Origin of the sequence: Pseudomonas sp. TWRC1-2 (genome assembly GCF_049896685.1) — a bacterium.
Classification (GTDB): Bacteria; Pseudomonadota; Gammaproteobacteria; order Pseudomonadales; family Pseudomonadaceae; genus Aquipseudomonas.
This window is the reverse complement of record NZ_JAFCUU010000006.1, coordinates 232,994-250,809: the sequence shown is the minus strand read 5'-3', so window position 1 is coordinate 250,809 and position 17,816 is coordinate 232,994. Positions and strand designations below refer to the sequence as shown.

Annotated in this window: 23 protein-coding genes; 7 read left to right on the top strand and 16 right to left on the bottom strand. The window is 60.4% G+C overall.

What is annotated here, in order from left to right; translation table 11 throughout:
• The first annotated feature begins 2 nt into the window (after positions 1-2).
• A complete protein-coding gene (locus ACP7B3_RS19060; protein WP_426180465.1) occupies positions 3-845 on the top strand; it encodes a methyl-accepting chemotaxis protein in 843 nt (280 codons plus the stop codon).
• A gap of 117 nt (positions 846-962) precedes the next feature.
• Here the strand turns inward: ACP7B3_RS19060 and ACP7B3_RS19055 are convergent, their stop codons facing one another.
• From ACP7B3_RS19055 to ACP7B3_RS19045, 3 genes are read right to left on the bottom strand one after another with little or no spacing between them, the layout of a single operon-like run.
• On the bottom strand, positions 963-1,583 hold the full coding sequence (locus ACP7B3_RS19055; RefSeq protein WP_262206924.1) for an SOS response-associated peptidase: 621 nt from the start codon (positions 1,581-1,583) through the stop codon (positions 963-965).
• Between the two features lie 36 nt (positions 1,584-1,619).
• Positions 1,620-1,880, bottom strand: coding sequence for a putative signal transducing protein (locus tag ACP7B3_RS19050; protein ID WP_106578701.1), 261 nt, complete (start codon positions 1,878-1,880; stop codon positions 1,620-1,622).
• An 11-nt stretch (positions 1,881-1,891) separates the two neighbouring features.
• Positions 1,892-2,074, bottom strand: coding sequence for a CPXCG motif-containing cysteine-rich protein (locus ACP7B3_RS19045; RefSeq protein ID WP_145165150.1), 183 nt, complete (start codon positions 2,072-2,074; stop codon positions 1,892-1,894).
• A 131-nt stretch (positions 2,075-2,205) separates the two neighbouring features.
• Here ACP7B3_RS19045 and ACP7B3_RS19040 point away from each other — a divergent pair, with 131 nt between their 5' ends.
• Complete coding sequence (locus ACP7B3_RS19040; RefSeq protein WP_426180211.1) at positions 2,206-3,369, top strand: 1-acyl-sn-glycerol-3-phosphate acyltransferase; 1,164 nt, start codon at positions 2,206-2,208, stop codon at positions 3,367-3,369.
• A gap of 121 nt (positions 3,370-3,490) precedes the next feature.
• Here ACP7B3_RS19040 and ACP7B3_RS19035 read toward each other — a convergent pair whose 3' ends face one another.
• Entirely contained in the window at positions 3,491-3,748 is a 258-nt protein-coding gene (locus ACP7B3_RS19035; RefSeq protein WP_145165154.1) for a hypothetical protein, read from the bottom strand.
• A 183-nt stretch (positions 3,749-3,931) separates the two neighbouring features.
• Here ACP7B3_RS19035 and ACP7B3_RS19030 point away from each other — a divergent pair, with 183 nt between their 5' ends.
• Positions 3,932-4,141, top strand: a complete 210-nt coding sequence (locus tag ACP7B3_RS19030; protein WP_106578697.1) for a hypothetical protein — start codon at positions 3,932-3,934, stop codon at positions 4,139-4,141.
• A gap of 57 nt (positions 4,142-4,198) precedes the next feature.
• Here ACP7B3_RS19030 and ACP7B3_RS19025 read toward each other — a convergent pair whose 3' ends face one another.
• On the bottom strand, positions 4,199-4,783 hold the full coding sequence (locus ACP7B3_RS19025; protein ID WP_064450736.1) for a YajG family lipoprotein: 585 nt from the start codon (positions 4,781-4,783) through the stop codon (positions 4,199-4,201).
• A 182-nt stretch (positions 4,784-4,965) separates the two neighbouring features.
• Here ACP7B3_RS19025 and ACP7B3_RS19020 point away from each other — a divergent pair, with 182 nt between their 5' ends.
• Both ACP7B3_RS19020 and mqo read left to right on the top strand, forming a co-directional pair.
• Positions 4,966-5,199 carry a hypothetical protein gene (locus ACP7B3_RS19020; RefSeq protein ID WP_426180208.1) on the top strand — a complete coding sequence of 78 codons (234 nt, stop codon included), beginning with the start codon at positions 4,966-4,968 and terminating at the stop codon, positions 5,197-5,199.
• 722 nt (positions 5,200-5,921) lie between these two features.
• A complete protein-coding gene (mqo, locus tag ACP7B3_RS19015; RefSeq protein WP_106578695.1) occupies positions 5,922-7,430 on the top strand; it encodes a malate dehydrogenase (quinone) in 1,509 nt (502 codons plus the stop codon).
• A gap of 69 nt (positions 7,431-7,499) precedes the next feature.
• Here mqo and ACP7B3_RS19010 read toward each other — a convergent pair whose 3' ends face one another.
• The 4 genes from ACP7B3_RS19010 to ACP7B3_RS18995 form a co-directional block, all read right to left on the bottom strand.
• The gene (locus ACP7B3_RS19010; RefSeq protein WP_145165158.1) at positions 7,500-7,787 is read right to left on the bottom strand and encodes a PA4642 family protein; all 288 of its coding nucleotides are present in this window, start codon (positions 7,785-7,787) and stop codon (positions 7,500-7,502) included.
• Positions 7,788-8,054: 267 nt separating this feature from the next.
• The gene (locus ACP7B3_RS19005; RefSeq protein WP_426180206.1) at positions 8,055-8,540 is read right to left on the bottom strand and encodes a hypothetical protein; all 486 of its coding nucleotides are present in this window, start codon (positions 8,538-8,540) and stop codon (positions 8,055-8,057) included.
• 35 nt (positions 8,541-8,575) lie between these two features.
• The gene (locus ACP7B3_RS19000; RefSeq protein WP_426180204.1) at positions 8,576-9,043 is read right to left on the bottom strand and encodes a WbuC family cupin fold metalloprotein; all 468 of its coding nucleotides are present in this window, start codon (positions 9,041-9,043) and stop codon (positions 8,576-8,578) included.
• A gap of 3 nt (positions 9,044-9,046) precedes the next feature.
• Positions 9,047-9,604: a hypoxanthine-guanine phosphoribosyltransferase gene (locus tag ACP7B3_RS18995; RefSeq protein WP_078046900.1), complete on the bottom strand. Its 558-nt coding sequence runs from the start codon at positions 9,602-9,604 to the stop codon at positions 9,047-9,049.
• A 164-nt stretch (positions 9,605-9,768) separates the two neighbouring features.
• Between ACP7B3_RS18995 and upp the strand changes: the two genes are divergently transcribed.
• Positions 9,769-10,407 carry a uracil phosphoribosyltransferase gene (gene upp, locus ACP7B3_RS18990; RefSeq protein WP_017138223.1) on the top strand — a complete coding sequence of 213 codons (639 nt, stop codon included), beginning with the start codon at positions 9,769-9,771 and terminating at the stop codon, positions 10,405-10,407.
• Positions 10,408-10,409: 2 nt separating this feature from the next.
• Positions 10,410-11,684 carry a uracil-xanthine permease family protein gene (locus ACP7B3_RS18985; RefSeq protein WP_426180201.1) on the top strand — a complete coding sequence of 425 codons (1,275 nt, stop codon included), beginning with the start codon at positions 10,410-10,412 and terminating at the stop codon, positions 11,682-11,684.
• A 128-nt stretch (positions 11,685-11,812) separates the two neighbouring features.
• On the opposite strand, the gene hisC is transcribed toward ACP7B3_RS18985, so the two are convergent.
• The 7 genes from hisC to ACP7B3_RS18950 all read right to left on the bottom strand — a co-directional run bounded on the left by hisC (position 11,813) and on the right by ACP7B3_RS18950 (position 17,808).
• Positions 11,813-12,865, bottom strand: coding sequence for a histidinol-phosphate transaminase (gene hisC, locus ACP7B3_RS18980; protein ID WP_426180199.1), 1,053 nt, complete (start codon positions 12,863-12,865; stop codon positions 11,813-11,815).
• A 3-nt stretch (positions 12,866-12,868) separates the two neighbouring features.
• Positions 12,869-14,194: a histidinol dehydrogenase gene (hisD, locus tag ACP7B3_RS18975; RefSeq protein ID WP_426180197.1), complete on the bottom strand. Its 1,326-nt coding sequence runs from the start codon at positions 14,192-14,194 to the stop codon at positions 12,869-12,871.
• Positions 14,195-14,321: 127 nt separating this feature from the next.
• Complete coding sequence (gene hisG, locus ACP7B3_RS18970; protein WP_003188599.1) at positions 14,322-14,957, bottom strand: ATP phosphoribosyltransferase; 636 nt, start codon at positions 14,955-14,957, stop codon at positions 14,322-14,324.
• A gap of 255 nt (positions 14,958-15,212) precedes the next feature.
• Positions 15,213-16,478 carry a UDP-N-acetylglucosamine 1-carboxyvinyltransferase gene (gene murA, locus ACP7B3_RS18965; RefSeq protein WP_106578687.1) on the bottom strand — a complete coding sequence of 422 codons (1,266 nt, stop codon included), beginning with the start codon at positions 16,476-16,478 and terminating at the stop codon, positions 15,213-15,215.
• 23 nt (positions 16,479-16,501) lie between these two features.
• Positions 16,502-16,741, bottom strand: a complete 240-nt coding sequence (locus ACP7B3_RS18960) for a BolA family protein (RefSeq protein WP_008434291.1) — start codon at positions 16,739-16,741, stop codon at positions 16,502-16,504.
• Positions 16,742-16,855: 114 nt separating this feature from the next.
• The gene (locus ACP7B3_RS18955) at positions 16,856-17,161 is read right to left on the bottom strand and encodes an STAS domain-containing protein (protein ID WP_106578686.1); all 306 of its coding nucleotides are present in this window, start codon (positions 17,159-17,161) and stop codon (positions 16,856-16,858) included.
• Positions 17,158-17,808, bottom strand: coding sequence for an MlaC/ttg2D family ABC transporter substrate-binding protein (locus ACP7B3_RS18950; RefSeq protein WP_119736621.1), 651 nt, complete (start codon positions 17,806-17,808; stop codon positions 17,158-17,160). Before ACP7B3_RS18950 ends, ACP7B3_RS18955 begins: the two co-directional genes overlap by 4 nt.
• Positions 17,809-17,816: the final 8 nt, after the last annotated feature.

The following is a 17,816-nucleotide window of genomic DNA, read 5'->3' as shown; positions in this document are numbered from 1 at the left end:
GCATGATCACCCAGGTGGTGAGTTCGGTGCAGAAGGTCAGCGATTCGTCGGAGCACACCGCCGACATCGCCATTCGCACCAACCAGGGCGTGCACAAACAGATGGTCGAGATCGACCAGGTGGCCACCGCCGTGCATGAGATGACGGCCACCGCCCAGGACGTGGCGCGCAACGCCACCCAGGCCGCGCAAGCCGCCAGCCACGCTGACCAGGCCGCAAGCCAGGGCATGCGCATCGTGCGCGACACCTCAACGTCTATCGGCGCATTGGCGCAGGAAATCGGTAAAGCGGTGGACGTGGTGCAAACCCTGGCCAAGGACAGCGAGAACATCAACGCGATCCTCACAGCGATTCGCGGGATTGCCGAGCAGACCAACCTGCTGGCCCTCAACGCCGCCATCGAGGCAGCGCGGGCCGGCGAGCAAGGCCGTGGTTTCGCGGTGGTGGCCGATGAAGTGCGTAACCTGGCACAGAAGACGCAGAAGGCCACCGAAGAAATCCAGACCATGATCCAGCAGTTGCAACAAGGCACGCGCGATGTGGTGAAGGTGATGGAAGACAGCCAGAACCGCACCGATGAAAGCGTGCAGCATGCGGCGAAGGCGGCCGAGGCGCTGGAGACAATTACTCAGGCGGTGTCGGTGATCAACGACATGAACACCCAGATCGCCAGCGCCGCCGAGGAGCAGAGCGCGGTGGCCGAGGACATCAATCGCAATGTGATCAATATCGGCCAGGTGGCCAATGAAGTGGCGGGCGGCGCGGATGAATCGAGCGCAGCCAGTGCGGAGTTGACCAAGCTGGCGGAGCAGCAGCGGCGCTTGATCAATCAGTTTAAGGTTTAGGGATTTGTGGCGGGTTTGAGGCCGCCATCGCAGGCAAGCCAGCTCCCACATTTGGATGGGTGAATACCGTCAAATGTGGGAGCTGGCTTGCCTGCGAAGGGGCCAGTGGCTCCAACCTCAACCCGGGGTCAGGCACTCCGGCCCATTCAGCTTCGGATCATTGACCATATTGGCCAACACCCGCTCGCGCAACGCAGCCGGCTCACTGGCCAGCAAACCCTGCAACACAGGCAACGGCGTTTGTGGATCCAGCCACGCCTCCTGCCCCGCCGCATCCAGAATCAACGGCCGCCGCTGACTCTGCGCCGCCTGGGTCACCACCGCGGTGCTCAGCCACACCTGCTCCTGCACCGGATACGCTTCCCAGATCGCCGCAAAAAACAGGGTCGAGCCCTCGCCCGGCGTCAGCCAGTACGGGCGCTTGCGCTGGGTGCCGCGCCATTCGTAAAACCCGTTGGCGGGCAGCAGGCAGCGGCGCTGGCGAAAGGCTTCGCGGAACATCGGCTGTTCGGCCAGGGTTTCGGCGCGGGCGTGGGCCGGGGTGCGGGAAAGGTCAGTCAGCCAGGGCGGCGTCAGGCCCCAGCGCGCGCGCGCCAGGGTGCGCTGGCCTTCGCTCAAGCGCTGAATCAGCACCGAATCATTCGGGGAGATGTTCCACTGCGCCTGCTGGTCGGCCGGGAATCCCGGCAAGGCAGCAAACGTAGGGTTCCAGCGAAACAGGGCATAACGTCCACACATGGGGCAACACGACTCTTGGGTAAACCGACCGACAGCCTAACAGACCAATACGTCGGGAAAGCTGTCGGGTTCGTCGCCAGGCAGCGGTTGCGCGCCGATGTAGGCCGTAATCAGCTCACGGGCGTAAACGGCCTGGTCGTTGTCTACCTCCAGGCCCAGCAGGCCGAAAATCGGCAATTCGCCGGTACCACCGAGTAAATGGCGCCCCACCAGGTGCGCCTCGATCCCCTCGCTGGCGAGCATTTGTTGCAGCAACTCGCCTTCCATCAGGTTTTCCGGTTCATAGATTCGCTGCATGGGCGTACCTGTTACTCGTTTTCGCTGCGGACCGTGAGCATCCATTCGTCACCGTGTACCTGCAGATCAAAGATTATCGGCCGGCAACACACCGGGCAGTCTTCAATGTATGACTGATCGCCGCCGGAAAGGTCCAGCACGGCCTCAGCCGGCTCACCACAATAAGGACAATCGTACGACTCGGTTTCCAGCATCGCGGTCTCCCAGGTGACTTGTGCGTATAATCGCCGGTCTATTTACAGGGCTATTCACGGCAGAGCCAATATTACGGCCGCACCCTGATACTTCCTTTACTTACACTAGCCGTTTCTAACAAGAGAGCATGATGGGCGAATTCGATACCATCCGACCTTACAACGACAGCGAAGTCCCGGCAGTGCTGGCACGTCTGTTCAGTGACAAGGCCTTTCTGGACATCCTGACCCACTTCCGCTTCCCGCGCTTTGCCGGCGCCCTGGGCTGGCTGCTCAAGCCGATGATCGCCCGCAAGCTGCGCCGCGAGTTCGCCGGTGTCACCACCGTGGCCACGCTGCAGGACAAAGTCGAATATTACGTCGACCACACCATTGACCGCGCAACCGATGGCGTTACCTATACCGGCGTCGAACAGCTTAAGTCGGGCACCGCCTACCTGTTTCTGGCCAACCACCGCGACATCGTGATGGACCCCGCCTTCGTCAACTACGCCGTGTACCACGCCGGCCTGCCGACGCCGCGCATTGCCATTGGCGACAACCTGCTGCAAAAGCCGTTTGTCAGCGACCTGATGCGCCTGAACAAGAGCTTCATCGTGCACCGCTCGATCACCGGGCGAAAGGAAAAAATGGCGGCGTACAACCTGCTGTCGGCGTACATCAACCATTCGATCCGCAACGACTGTCAGTCGATCTGGATCGCCCAGGCCGAAGGCCGCGCCAAGGATGGCGATGATCGCACCGAATCGGCGATCCTCAAGATGTTTCACGTCAGCCGCAAGGATGAGCCGTTTGCCGAGGTGATCCAGTCGCTGAACCTGACGCCGGTGTCGATCAGCTACGAATACGACCCCTGCGACACGGCCAAGGCCCGTGAACTGTATATCCGCGCCACCACCGGCACCTACAGCAAGGCGCCGGGCGAGGATGATGTGAGCATCGCTCTGGGCATCACCGGCTACAAGGGCCGTGTGCATGTGAATTTTGCGCCGCCGATCACCGAGCGTTTCGAGGACACCAAGCTGCTGGCGGTGGAAATGGACCGGCAGATTCTCGGCGGCTATCGCCTGTTCCCGGTGCATTACCTGGCGTACGCGCAGTGGAGCGACGCCGACCCGCAATTGAAGGTACCGACGGCGGCCGAGGTGTTCCCGGCCGATGAGCTGGCCAAGGCGCAAGCGGAGTGGGAGCGGCGCTTGAGTGAGTGCCCGGCCGAGCATCGCCCGTACCTGGTGGTGCAGTACGCGACGCCGGTGAGGAATCAATATCGGGTTAAAGCCGGAATTCCACTGTAAACACCGAAGCAAAATGTGGGAGCGGGCTTGCTCGCGAAAGCGGTGGTTCAGTCAAGCATGTATCGACTCAGACCCTGCATTCGCGGGCAAGCCCGCTCCCACATTTGTTTTGTGGTGTTTTTTAGAGGTGGGTGCTGAGCCAGGACGTGGCCAGCGCCAGCCCAAGGCAGGCAAACCCGACGCGGTAAGCCAGACGATGCGCCCGTTCGGTGCGCACATCCAGAAACAACATCGGCTGGTCAATCGCGCGATCTTCGCTTTGCGCGGTCAGATCGGCCAGTGCGCGCTGCTCGCGCAAACGGGTAATGAACAGCAGCGCTGCGCCTGGGCAGGCCACCAGTAGAGCCACAACATTGATCAGCAGTGCAGGCAGCGCCATCGCAAACCTCAGTCGTACAGTGTGCTGGTATCAATTCAGATACAAACCTGAGTGATATCGGCCTCCTGCCGCTGAAACGTTCCGTCCCCCAAGTACGATTAATGTATCCATTAATTTACAGCGTCACCTGAACGTCACCTTAACAAGCCACTCTGTTGCCCTTCGAACATCCGGGAGCTTGTCATGCTGCATGCGCAAAACCAGGATCGGCTGTATTTGATCGCCCCAAACGATGAGCAAGAGGCGCTGGTTGGCGCACTGGCCTTCAATGTCCAGGATCGCCACTGGCTGGTGTATTGCGCGCTGGGCGGGCACCAGCACGCCGACCTGCCGGAGCTGGACCTGCTCACCGGCGTGAGTGTGCTGGACTTTTATGTCGAAACCGCGGCATGAAAGCGACAGACGTAAAAAAACCGGGCTCATCGCTGAGCCCGGTTTTTTTATGCAGGGTTACTGCGCGCTGAGCAGTTGGCCGATGCTTGGGTCTTTGAACAGGCGAGTCAGGGCGTCGCTGAGGACGTCGCTGACCAGCTTGGTGTTGGTCTCCTGGTTGGGCGACATGCCGAAACGCTGATTCAGCGATGCGCCGTAGCGGCCACTGTAGCGACGGGTGCCAGCACTGACGTCGGACTTGAACGTCGCGCCAATGGAAGCTTCAGTCACGTACAAGCCTTCTTTGGGCGACTGGTATTTCAGTTCGGCCAGGGTGATGGTCAGCTGAGGCGCGCCCGGCGAGTTGGCGGGTGTGAAGCCCAACAGGCGCACGGCGGCTTCGGCCTGGGCCTGCAGCTTGGGCAGCACGTCTTGACCGGTGACCGAAATAAGCGCGGTCTCAGGGTACAGCCCGCCACGCGAACCCAGCGTCGGCGACGGACGACCGTCCACTACACGCACCGATACCGGCTGGCCGTGACCGACAGGCGCCAGCTGCGCGGTGACTTTAGGTTGCGGGCTGAGTTGTTGCGGGCTGTTGGCGCAGCCAACCAGGGTCAAACTGGTCACAGTGATCAAACCGAACAACAGGCGTTGCAACATACTCATTTCTCCAGGACTAGATGCAAACAGGGCGCCAGTATAACGGTGCATGCGCGCCACTCACCAGCCATCCTGAACGGCAGCTGAAGGCATGCTCAAATTACAATTTCGCATAAATCCGTCATTCCAATGTCATGCCACACTGGCAACCTTCAAGCATGTAACGCAACAGGTACAAAGCCATGCGCCTTCTCAAGTCATTGTTCATGCAACACACCCGTCATCGCCACTATGCGCTGCTTGATGCGCACGGCCATTGCCTGGCGTTCAAGCAGTGCAGCCTGCCGCCTGTCGGCGAAGGTTGGGTAGAAGTGTCGGAGACTCACCTGGGCTGGATGCACCGCCCGCTACCGGCAAGCGCGCGGGTCAGCCCGAAGGTTACGCACGCACAACCGCGGCATGCGTTGGCCTCCTGACCAAGACACGAATAAAAGTCATAAAACACGCCCATTTCCCCGGCGTTCTTCGCTACAATCTCCCCCCGATTATAAGGACGTCTCCTGATCGGGCCTCGCAGCATCGTTAATGCCTCGGTATTAACCCAACAATCGCCCACAGAGAGCCGCCCACACAGATCGAGTGAAGCTGGCGCGCTTGCTGTTTCTTTGCAACCCACCCGCCTTACCGAATCTGCCAGAGCTGCCATTGCGCTCGGCCACTTGAGTTGTTTGCCCGTTTTGCCGCGTGTCGGCAGAGGTTTGCGGGCCAGGTGCCAGGCTGGGGCAGCCCTTTTTTGAGGTTCACGTCTTCAAAAGAGCGTGAAAAAACGGGTTTTCACAACTTCACAAGAGTGTGGCGAGCAAATGAATAGTTTGGCGTTTGTACAAGCACCATCAGCGTCTGGAACAGCCCAACCACACAGGACCGAGCACTCCTCAAACACCGGAGTTTGAGCCTGTCCGCTACGGATTGGTTGCACAAATCGCACGCTTTGACCATAAGTCGAATTGCCACAGGCGCCTATGAATGCGTTCATAGGCAGATTAGCCGGCAGGAAGCGTGTGCTGAAGTTGCAAAGAATTGCGAATCGGACATGGCGATCCTGGCCATGGGTAACCTGGGGCAACACGTGAACCGCCCCGTCACTCCTGGCAGCCATGCCGTCAATTTGGTGCTGCAGATTTTGGAGACGCGTTAAATGGCGCATAACGAAGCAGTCGACGTAGTACTGGTAGGGGCCGGCATCATGAGTGCCACCCTGGCCGTACTGCTCAAAGAGCTCGACCCCGGCCTCAAGCTGGAAGTCGTTGAGCTGATGGATTCGGGTGCCGCGGAAAGTTCCAACCCGTGGAACAACGCCGGTACCGGTCACGCCGGGCTGTGTGAGCTGAACTACACGCCGCAGGCCGCCGATGGCTCCATCGACATCAAGAAAGCCGTGCACATCAACACCCAGTTCGAGGTGTCGAAGCAGTTCTGGGCGTACCTGACCAAAAAAGGCACCTTTGGCTCGTCCAAATCCTTCATCAGCCCGGTGCCGCACCTGAGCTTCGTGCAGGGCGACAAAGGCGTGTCCTTCCTCAAGAAGCGCTTTGAAACCCTCAGCCAGCACCACGCGTTCTCGGACATGCACTACACCGAAGACCGCAGCGAGATGGCCGAGTGGATGCCGCTGATGATGCCGGGCCGCCCGCTCGACGAAAAAATCGCTGCCACCCGCGTGATGAATGGCACCGACGTCAACTTCGGTGCCCTGACCAATCAACTGCTGTCGCACCTGACCAGCGCACCGGATGCGCAGGTCAAGTACTGCAAGCGCGTCACTGGCCTCAAGCGCAACGGCGCGGGCTGGACCGTGAGCATCAAGGACGTCAACAGCGGCAACAGCCGTGAAGTCGACGCCAAGTTCGTGTTCCTCGGCGCCGGTGGCGCGGCCCTGCCGCTGCTGCAAGCCTCGGGCATCGAGGAAAGCAAAGGCTTCGGCGGCTTCCCGGTCAGCGGCCAGTGGCTGCGTTGCGACAACCCGGAGGTGGTCAAGCACCACCAGGCCAAGGTCTACAGCCAGGCCGCCGTGGGTTCGCCGCCGATGTCCGTGCCGCACCTGGACACCCGTGTGGTCGATGGCAAGAAATCCCTGCTGTTCGGGCCATACGCCGGTTTTACCACCAAGTTCCTCAAGCACGGCTCGTTCCTGGACCTGCCAATGTCGATTCGCGCCGGCAACATCGGCCCGATGCTGGCCGTGGCTCGCGACAACATGGACCTGACCAAGTACCTGGTCAGCGAAGTGCGCCAATCCATGGAGCAACGCCTGGAATCCCTGCGCCGCTTCTACCCTGAGGCGAAAGCCGAAGACTGGCGCCTGGAAGTCGCCGGCCAACGGGTGCAGATCATCAAGAAAGACCCGAAAAAAGGCGGCGTGCTGCAATTTGGCACCGAGCTGGTTGCGGCCAAAGACGGCTCGTTGGCCGCCCTGCTGGGCGCGTCTCCAGGTGCTTCGGTGACCGTGTCGATCATGCTGGAACTGATCGAGCGCTGCTTCCCGCAAAAGGCTGCGGGCGAGTGGGCGGCCAAACTGCACGAGATCTTCCCGGCGCGCGAAAAAGTCCTGGAGACCGATGCCGAGCTGTATCGCAAGATCAATACGCAGAACAACATCAGCCTGGAACTGGTTGAGCAAAGCAACGAAGCCGAAAGCTACGCATAAGGCGTTGACGCAATAAAAAACGCCCCGCTCTCGGCATGAGAATGGGGCGTTTTTTTAGGTCTCGGGCACTCAGCTGCGAGCGGCGTTGATCAACTCGATGTACTCATCGGCGTTGCGCTGATCCTTGATCAGGTCAACGAAGGTCTGGCCATGCTCGTCCTTGCCATCCAGATCCAGGCCCGCTTCCTTGAAAAAGCCCAGGAACCGCGCGAAGTCGTCGATACGCAAGCCACGGTAGGCTTTGATCAGTTTGTGCAGGGACGGTGAAGTCGCGTCAACCGGCTCGAAGTCCAGGAACAACTTGATCTGGTCGTCGCCAATCTCGTCACCAATCACCTGTTTCTTATCTTTACGCATTACCGACTCCAGCCTGCAGACATTTACACGGGAAACGCAGTTTACCTGCGGCACACACGCTTCGGAAGCGACCAAGAACCTATGTGGGAGCTGGCTTGCCTGCGATGGCGGTGCATTAGTGACAGTTGGGCCCACTGACCCGCCACCATCGCAGCATAAAAGGCCGCCACATCCCCTGTGGTAAGCGGGCTTGCCCCACTCACCACAAAAGCTCGCCTGCTACAGATTTTGTGTTCGCCAGCAGTTATGTAGATACCTGCGGTCTCACTATTTAGCGCGAAGGGCGCCGGTGTGCAGGTCCGCCCAAATGTGCCCGTTGGCATAGCTGAGGAACTGCACATACACCGTGTCGTTGCGCAGCAGGTCAACGATCACGCGGTACTGGGCCACCGGGTAAGACAAGGTCAGGGTCTTACTGCTCTCATCGAACACCGGCTTTTTCAGGCTTTTGCTTTCGGCATCAAAATTGAGCACCACCTGGGCGATGGTCGCGCCTTTGTTCAAGGATTTGCCCTTGAGGCGAATCATCAGCGGCGACGTCACAGGGATCGGCTGCTGGGTCGATTGACGCTGATTGCCGACCACCACCGCGTATTCGGTGATTTGCAGCAGTTGCTGCTGGTCGGGGGTTTCGGCGCGCGCAGTCAGGTCGTCCGGCGGCAGGAATTGGCTGTGCATCGGTGCCGGAGCCGCCGCCAACGGCAAACTGAAGGTCAACGCCAGGACGGCGCAGGTGCGGATCAACAGGCTCATGGGCGGCTCCGAGAGAGATGGCCGAGCACTGTAGCTCAATCGAACTGGGCGAGCATCCAGCGTCGATACTCGGCAACGCCGGCATCGCCTTCGTGTGGCGCCCAGTCAGCCAACTCGCCCTCGCCTACGGGTCGATACGGCCCGGCCTTGCATTCAAACAACACGCTGTCGGGCTCCAGCACCACCAAGCCGTGAAATACACCGGGCGGCAGGTCGACACCGGCACACTCGCCGCCCGCCTGCAGGACGCGCTTGGCGATCACCTCACCGGTTTCGCTGAAAACCAGCAGGCCCAGGGTGCCCTTGAGCACCATCAGGGTCTCTGCCTTGTCCGCACTCAGGTGCCGATGCGGCGGCACATAGGTGTCGGGTTGCATGCCGACGGCCAGGCGATGGCAAGGCTCCTCCATCTGATGAAAGTTATGATGGTGCCGGCCACGGGGGCTGGCGGCCGCTTTCTCGGCCAGTTCGCTGAACAGTGTCTGATCAAGAAAGCGGACCATGGCTTACATCCCTTTGACGGCGAAGATCCCATTGGCATTACGCCAGTAGCCTTTGTAGTCCATGCCGTAACCGAAAATGTAGCGGTCGATGCATGGCAGACCGACGTAATCGGCTTTCAGGTCCGGGCGTGCCTTGCGGTCATGGTCTTTGTCGATCAGCACGGCGGTGTGCACTTTGCGCGCGCCGGCGTGTTTGCAGAAGTCGATGATCGCGCCCAGGGTGTGCCCTTCATCAAGGATGTCGTCGATGATCAGCACGTCGCGGTCGATGAACGAGACTTCCGGCTTGGCTTTCCAGAACAGGTCGCCGCCGCTGGTTTCGTTGCGATAACGGGTGGCGTGCAGGTAGGAGGCTTCCAGCGGGAATTGCAGGTGAGTCAGCAATTTGCCGGCGAAGATCAGGCCACCGTTCATCACGCAGAAGACCACCGGGTTGGTGTCAGCCATTTCGCGGGTGATGTGCGCGCCGACCTTGGCGATCGCCTCTTCGACTTGCGCTTCGGTGTACAGGCAGTCAGCCTCGTGCATGATTTGACGGATATGCTCGAGATCAGCGGACATGGCGCTCTCCAAGGGGGTGCTGTGGCAAGAAAAGCGGGCAAAGGTACGCATGTGAGGCGCAACGTTCAAGCCTTAATGGACTAACGTACTAGATGTCTATAGGACAACACCCTCGGATAGATTAATCTAGGCCGGTTTTTTTGCCCGCCGCCGGAGCTTTTCCCATGCCCACTCGCGAGATCCGCCACCCGCTGATCAGACACAAACTCGGCCTTATGCGCCGTGCCGACATTAGCACGAAGAACTTCCGTGAGCTTGCTCAGGAAGTCGGAGCGCTGCTCACTTACGAAGCAACCAAAGATTTGCCCCTGGAAACCTACGAGATTCCTGGTTGGGCCGGCCCCGTCCAGGTCGAGAAAATTGCCGGTAAGAAAATCACCGTGGTGCCAATCCTGCGCGCCGGTATCGGCATGCTTGAAGGCGTCCTCAGCCTGATCCCGGGCGCCAAAGTCAGCGCCGTCGGCGTGGCCCGTAATGAGGAAACCTTGCAGGCCCACACCTACCTGGAAAAACTCGTTCCGGAAATCAACGAGCGCCTGGCGATGATCATCGACCCGATGCTCGCCACCGGCAGTTCCATGGTCGCCACCATCGACCTGCTGAAAAAAGCCGGCTGCAAAGACATCCGCGCCATGGTGCTGGTGGCTGCGCCCGAAGGCATTGCTGCCGTCGAGAAGGCCCATCCGGACGTGCAGATCTACACCGCGTCCATCGATGAGCGCCTGAACGAACACGGCTACATCATTCCAGGCCTGGGCGATGCCGGTGACAAGATCTTCGGCACCAAGCAGAAGGACGCGTGAGCATGCAGGATGATTTCAACGACCCGCTTTGGCGCCAGATCCTGTCTGGCGCACAGATGCTCTTCGTAGCATTTGGCGCGTTGGTGTTGATGCCGCTGATCACAGGTCTTGATCCAAACGTCGCACTGTTTACCGCTGGCCTGGGCACGTTGCTGTTCCAGGTGGTGACAGGGCGGCAGGTGCCGGTATTCCTGGCATCGAGTTTTGCGTTTATCACCCCGATCATTCTCGCCAAGGGCCAGTTCGGCCTCGCGGCGACCATGGGTGGGGTGATGGCGGCCGGTTTCGTTTATACCTTCCTCGGCCTGGCTGTGAAGGTCAAAGGCACCGGCTTTATCGACCGGCTGCTGCCGCCCGTGGTCATCGGCCCGGTGATCATTTCCATCGGCCTGGCCATGGCCCCGATTGCCGCCAACATGGCGATGGGCAAAGCCGGCGATGGCAGCGAGCTGATCCATTACCAGACGGCGATGCTGATCTCGATGCCAGCGCTGCTGACCACGTTGATCGTGGCGGTGTTCGGCAAAGGCATATTCCGCCTGGTGCCGATCATTACCGGTGTGCTGGTGGGCTTTGCCATGTCGTTCTACTTTGGTGTGGTCGACACGGCGAAGATCGCCGCTGCACCCTGGTTCGCCCTGCCCCACTTCACCGCGCCGGAGTTCAACTGGCAGGCGATTCTGTTCATCGTCCCGGTGGCCCTGGCCCCGGCGATCGAGCATATCGGCGGTGTGATCGCGGTGGGCAGCGTGACCGGTCGCGACTACCTGAAGAAACCTGGCCTGCATCGCACGCTGTTGGGTGACGGCATTGCCACCACGGCCGCCGGCCTGTTTGGCGGCCCGCCGAACACCACCTACGCCGAAGTGACCGGCGCGGTGATGCTGACCAAGAACTACAACCCGAAAATCATGACCTGGGCGGCGGTATTTGCCATCAGCCTGGCGTTTATCGGCAAGTTCGGCGCACTGCTGCAGAGCATCCCGGTGCCGGTGATGGGCGGCATTCTGTGCCTGCTGTTCGGCTCGATTGCGGCGGTGGGCATGAACACGCTGATCCGCCACAAGATCGACCTCGGCGAGGCGCGCAATCTGGTGATTGTGTCGGTGACCCTGGTGTTCGGGATTGGCGGTGTGCTGGTCGGCACCGGCACCGGTCCGGATGATTTCGGCCTCAAGGGCATTGCCCTGTGCGCGGTGGTAGCGATTGGTTTGAACCTGCTGCTGCCGGGCAATGATGGCTGGAAGAACAAGAAGCCGGATGAGCCGTTGCTCTAACTGCCAACGCAAAACGAATGTGGGAGCGGGCTTGCTCGCGAATGCAGTGTGTCATTGAGCACATCAGTGACTGAACCACTGCATTCGCGAGCAAGCCAGCTCCCACATTTTTTTATCTTCAGTGTGGCTTAGAGCTCGCCCAATGCATCAATCAGCGCCTGGTTCTGCTCCGGCGTACCGATGCTGATCCGCAGGAACTGGGCAATCCGCTCCTGTTTGAAGTGCCGCACAATCACCCCTTGCTCACGCAACTTGGCTGCCAGGCCGGCAGCGTCGTGCCGTGGGTGACGAGCAAAGATGAAGTTGGCCGCCGATGGCAACACTTCAAAGCCCTTGGCTTGCAACTGCGCGACCACCTTGTCGCGGCTGTCGATCACCTGTTTGCAGGTCTTCTCGAAATATTCACGGTCGTCGAACGCCGCCGCCGCGCCGACAATCGCCAGGCGATCCAGCGGGTAGGAGTTGAAGCTGTTCTTGACCCGCTCCAGCGCCTCGATCAGGTCCGGGTGGCCCACGGCCAGGCCCACACGCAAACCGGCCAATGAGCGCGACTTGGACAGGGTCTGAGTCACCAGCAGGTTCGGGTAACGGTCCACCAGGCTGATAGCGGTTTCGCCGCCAAAGTCGATATAGGCTTCATCGACGACCACTACCGAATCCGGGCTGGCCTTGACGATTTGCTCCACCGCGTCCAGCGCCAGCACGCAGCCGGTGGGCGCGTTCGGGTTGGGGAAGATGATCCCGCCATTGGGCTTGGCGTAGTCGGCCACACGAATCTGGAACTGCTCGTCCAGCGGCACCGGGTCGGACTTGATGCCATACAGGCCGCAGTAAACCGGATAGAAGCTGTAGCTGATGTCCGGAAACAGCAGCGGTAAATCGTGCTGGAGCAGACCGTGGAAGATGTGCGCCAGGACTTCATCGGAACCGTTGCCGAGAAAGACCTTGCCGGCGTCGATTCCGTAATACCTGGCCACCGCCTGCTTGAGCAGGTCGCTGTTGGGGTCTGGGTACAGGCGCAAGTTGTCGTTCAACTCGGCCTGCATCGCCGCGAGCGCCTTGGGCGATGGGCCGTAGGGGTTCTCGTTGGTGTTGAGCTTGACCAGCTTGGTCAGCTTGGGTTGCTCGCCGGGCACGTACGGCACCAGGTTCTTGACGAAGGGGCTCCAGAATTTGCTCATGTCTCAGTTCCCCTTCTTGTCTTCAAGGATGCGATATTCGGCGCTGCGAGCGTGCGCGCTCAGCGATTCACCGCGGGCCAGTACCGAGGCGGTCTTGCCCAGCTCGGAAGCGCCTTGTGGCGAGCAGAAGATGATCGAGGAGCGCTTCTGGAAGTCATACACGCCGAGCGGCGACGAGAAACGCGCGGTGCCGGAGGTCGGCAGCACGTGGTTCGGGCCGGCGCAGTAGTCGCCCAGGGCTTCACTGGTGTGGCGGCCCATGAAGATCGCGCCAGCGTGGCGAATCGACGGCAGCCAGGCTTGTGGGTCGGCCACGGACAACTCCAGGTGCTCCGGCGCGATGCGGTTGGCCACCTCAATGGCCTGCGCCATGTCGCGCACCAGGATCAGCGCGCCACGGCCATTGATCGACTTCTCGATGATCTCGGCGCGTTCCATGGTCGGCAGCAGCTTGTCGATGCTGGCGGCGACCCTGTCGAGGAACTCGGCATCGGGGCTGACGAGGATCGCCTGGGCATCCTCGTCATGCTCGGCCTGGGAGAACAGGTCCATGGCGATCCAGTCCGGGTCGGTCTGGCCGTCACACACCACCAGGATTTCCGAAGGGCCGGCAATCATGTCGATACCGACCTGGCCGAACACGTGCCGCTTGGCGGTGGCGACATAGATGTTGCCTGGGCCGACCACTTTGTCGACCTTCGGCACGCTTTCGGTGCCATAGGCCAGGGCCGCGACAGCTTGAGCGCCGCCGATGGTGAACACGCGGTCAACCCCGGCGATGCACGCGGCAGCCAGCACCAGCTCGTTGATTTCGCCGCGCGGCGTTGGCACGACCATGACCACTTCGGTCACGCCCGCCACTTTGGCCGGGATAGCGTTCATCAACACCGACGACGGGTACGAGGCTTTACCGCCCGGCACGTACAGCCCAGCGCGGTCCAGCGGCGTGACCTTCTGGCCCAGCACAGTGCCGTCGGCCTCGGTGTAGCTCCAGGAATCCTGTTTCTGTTTTTCGTGGTAGCTGCGTACGCGTGCCGCTGCGACTTCCAGGGCTTCACGCTGCGGCGCGGTGATGCGCGTCAGCGCCAGCTCAAGGCGTTCGCGCGGCAGGATCAGATCGGACATCGACGCGACGTCGAGGCCGTCGAACTGACGGGTGAAGTCCACCAGCGCTGCATCACCGCGCTCGCGCACGGCCTTGATGATGTCGAGCACCCGCTGGTTGACCGAGTCGTCGGACACGCTTTCCCAGCTCAGCAGATGATCCAGATGATGGGCGAAATCCGGGTCGGCAGCGTTGAGTCGGGCAATTGCAGTGGACGTGGTCATAGCGAGGGCCTCAATAGAATTGGCAAAAACTCAGGCGCCCTAAACTAGCAGTCGTTTCCGCTTGGGCACCTGAGAATTCTGGCTATGAGGCGGATAGACGGGCGCGACCTACGGCCGCGCAGGTGAGTCAACCGCGGTGTCGAGACTCCACTGCCTTGCGCAGGGTGTCGATCAACGCCTGGATTCGGGCGTGTTGCATTTTCATCGAAGCTTTGTTGACGATCAGTCGCGAGCTGATGTCGGCAATGAAATCCTGAGGCTCAAGACCGTTGGCACGCAGCGTGTTGCCGGTGTCGACTACGTCGATGATCTTGTCGGCCAGGCCGATCAGCGGTGCCAGCTCCATCGAGCCGTAAAGCTTGATGATGTCGACCTGGCGACCTTGCTCGGCATAGTAACGCTTGGCAACGTTGACGAACTTGGTCGCCACGCGCAGGCGGCCTTTGGGCTCGACGTCACCGACACGGCCGGCGGTCATCAGCTTGCACAGGGCGATGCGCAGGTCCAGCGGCTCGTACAGGCCCTGGCCGCCGTATTCCATCAACACGTCTTTGCCCGCGACACCGAGGTCGGCTGCGCCATGTTCAACGTAAGTCGGCACGTCAGTGGCACGCACGATCAGCAGGCGAACGTCGTCCTGGGTCGTGGGGATGATCAGCTTGCGGCTCTTGTCCGGATTCTCGGTCGGCACGATGCCCGCTTCAGCCAGAAGCGGCAAAGTGTCGTCAAGGATGCGGCCCTTGGACAGTGCGATGGTCAACATGGGAAACGTCAGTCCTTCATCAGGCTATTGCTGTCCGGTCGCAATCGGCGCCAGACACAGATCGAGGCCATTACAGCCTCGATTTGAAACAAGTTCAGCAGGGACACGCTCAGTTAACAGCAAAACACCATCCCGTGGCGAGCGGGCTTGTCCAGCGCTGGACTGCATAGCGTCCCGTTTTGGGGTCGCTACGCGGGCGGTGCGACGACTCGACAAGCCCGCTCGCCACAGTGACGGTGTTTACAGCTATTGGAACTAGCCCGGTACGCGGCGGATCTTGGCGCCGAGCATCTGCAGTTTTTCTTCGATGCACTCGTAACCACGGTCTATGTGGTAGATGCGGTCGATCAGGGTGTCGCCGTCAGCGCACAGCGCCGAGATGACCAGGCTGGCCGACGCACGCAGATCGGTGGCCATCACTGGCGCGCCCTTGAGCTTGTCGATACCGGTGACGATGGCCGTGTTGCCTTCGACCTGGATCTTGGCGCCCATGCGGTGCAGTTCATACACGTGCATGAAGCGGTTTTCGAAGATGGTTTCGATCACGGCACCGGTGCCTTCGGCAATCGCGTTCAAGGAAATGAACTGCGCTTGCATGTCGGTCGGGAACGCCGGGTAAGGAGCGGTCCGCACGTTGACGGCTTTAGGCCGCTTGCCGTGCATGTTCAGCTCGATCCAGTCGGCACCGGTGGTGATTTCAGCACCGGCTTCCTTGAGTTTTTCCAGGACGGCTTCAAGGATGGTCGGATCGGTGTCCTTGACCTTGACGCGACCACCCGTAACGGCAGCCGCCACCAGGTAGGTGCCGGTCTCGATTCGGTCCGGCATCACTTTGTAAGTGGCCGAGTGCAGACGCTTAACACCGTCGATGGTGATGGTGTCAGTGCCGGCGCCGGTGATGTTGGCACCCATGGCGATCAGGAAGTTGGCCAGGTCGACGACTTCCGGCTCGCGCGCGGCGTTTTGCAGGACGCTGCGGCCGTTGGCCAGAGCGGCGGCCATCATGATGTTCTCGGTACCGGTCACGCTGACGGTATCAAAGAAGAAGTTGGCACCACGCAGGCCACCTTCCGGTGCCTTGGCCTTGATGTAGCCGCCTTCGACGTCGATGGTTGCGCCCATGGCTTCAAGGCCACGGATGTGCAGGTCGACCGGACGCGAACCAATGGCGCAACCACCAGGCAGTGCCACTTCGGCCTCACCGAAACGGGCAACCATCGGGCCCAGCACCAGGATCGACGCGCGCATGGTTTTCACCAGCTCGTACGGAGCGATCAGGGTCTTGATGGTGCGCGGGTCGATTTCGACGGACAGTTTTTCGTCGATCACAGGCTCAATGCCCATGCGACCGAACAGTTCGATCATGGTGGTGATGTCGTGCAAGTGCGGCAGGTTGGCCACAGTTACCGGGCCATCGCACAGCAGGGTCGCTGCCAGAATCGGCAAGGCGGAGTTTTTCGCACCGGAAATGCGGATCTCGCCATCAAGGCGGGCACCGCCGGTAATAATCAATTTATCCATAAGAATCTCGACGCCTTGGGGGCTCAGGTGCGCTCGGCCCAGGCCGCGCGGCTGAAAAATTTCATAGTGACCGCGTGGATGCTGCCATCGGTGATCCACGGGTTTAAATGGGCATAGATCTGCTGTTGACGCTTGACCGGGCTCAGTGCCGCCAGTTCATCGCTAATCACGTTCAGCTGGAAATTGCAGCCTTCGCCTTCAACTTCTACGTTCGTTTCGGGCAGCTTTCCTTCAAGGAAGCTTTTAACTTCTAGGGCCTGCATGCTCAACCTCTATCGGCGCCCAGTGCGCACGGGTCGCACATCATACAAAAAAGCCCCGCGCCTGCGAACCCCGCATAGCAGGACTCTGACGGGGGGCTTCCTTGATATTGGCTATTAAGGATGCGCCAGAAGCTCGGTCAGACCGGAAACCTCGGCAATTTCGCGCATATCCTCAGGCAACGCACGGATGCTGACCGGTTTTTTGACCGCCTCGGCATCCCGCATGAAGCACAGCAACAATGACAAACCGACGCTGCTGGACTTGGTCACTGCCGAGCAATCCAGCACCAGCGCAGGCGCGTTGCTGCTGTTGATCAGCGCCTGGCCCTGCTTGCGCAGGTCAGGCCCGGAGCGGTAATCAAGCACGCCGCTCAGGAATAATTCGCCGGCGTCACCAAGCCGAACAGCCGACTCGGTCATTGCGCAGGCTTCCCGGCAGCTTGTTTGTCGGTTTCTTCCTTGGCCTTGGCGACTTCACCGGCCCAACCATTGATGGTCTTGTCCAGGTCGTTGCCATTGCGCTGCATGGCGTCAGCGAACTGATCGCGGAACAGCTTGCCAATGTTGATGCCATTGATGATCACGTTGCGCAGTTTCCACTCGCCTTTGACCTTCTCCAGCGTGTACTGCACAGGGTAGACGGCGCCGTTGGTGCCCTTGACGGTCATGTTGACGCTGGTGCGATCACCTGACTCATCCCCGGCCGGAGCAACGGTGATCCCCTGGTTGTTGTATTCCAGCAGGGCATTACCGTAGAACTGGAACAGGCCCTTTTTGAAGTTTTCCTGGAAGGTCTGCATCTGCGCAGGCGTTGCCTTGCGCGAATACTTGACCGTCATGATGCTGCGGGAAATGCCTTCGGCATCAACCACTGGCCCAACAATGGTGTTGAGCGCATCGTAGAACTTGCTTGGGTCTTGCTTGTACTGCTCTTTGTTGGCGGTCAGGTCAGCCAACATTTTGTTGGTCGTGTCCTGCACCAGATCGTGCGCAGAACCCGCCGCGTTGGCCATCAGGGGCAGCGCTGCAAGCAGCACCAGCAGGCCACGTCGCAAGGTAGAGATCATGAACAGAT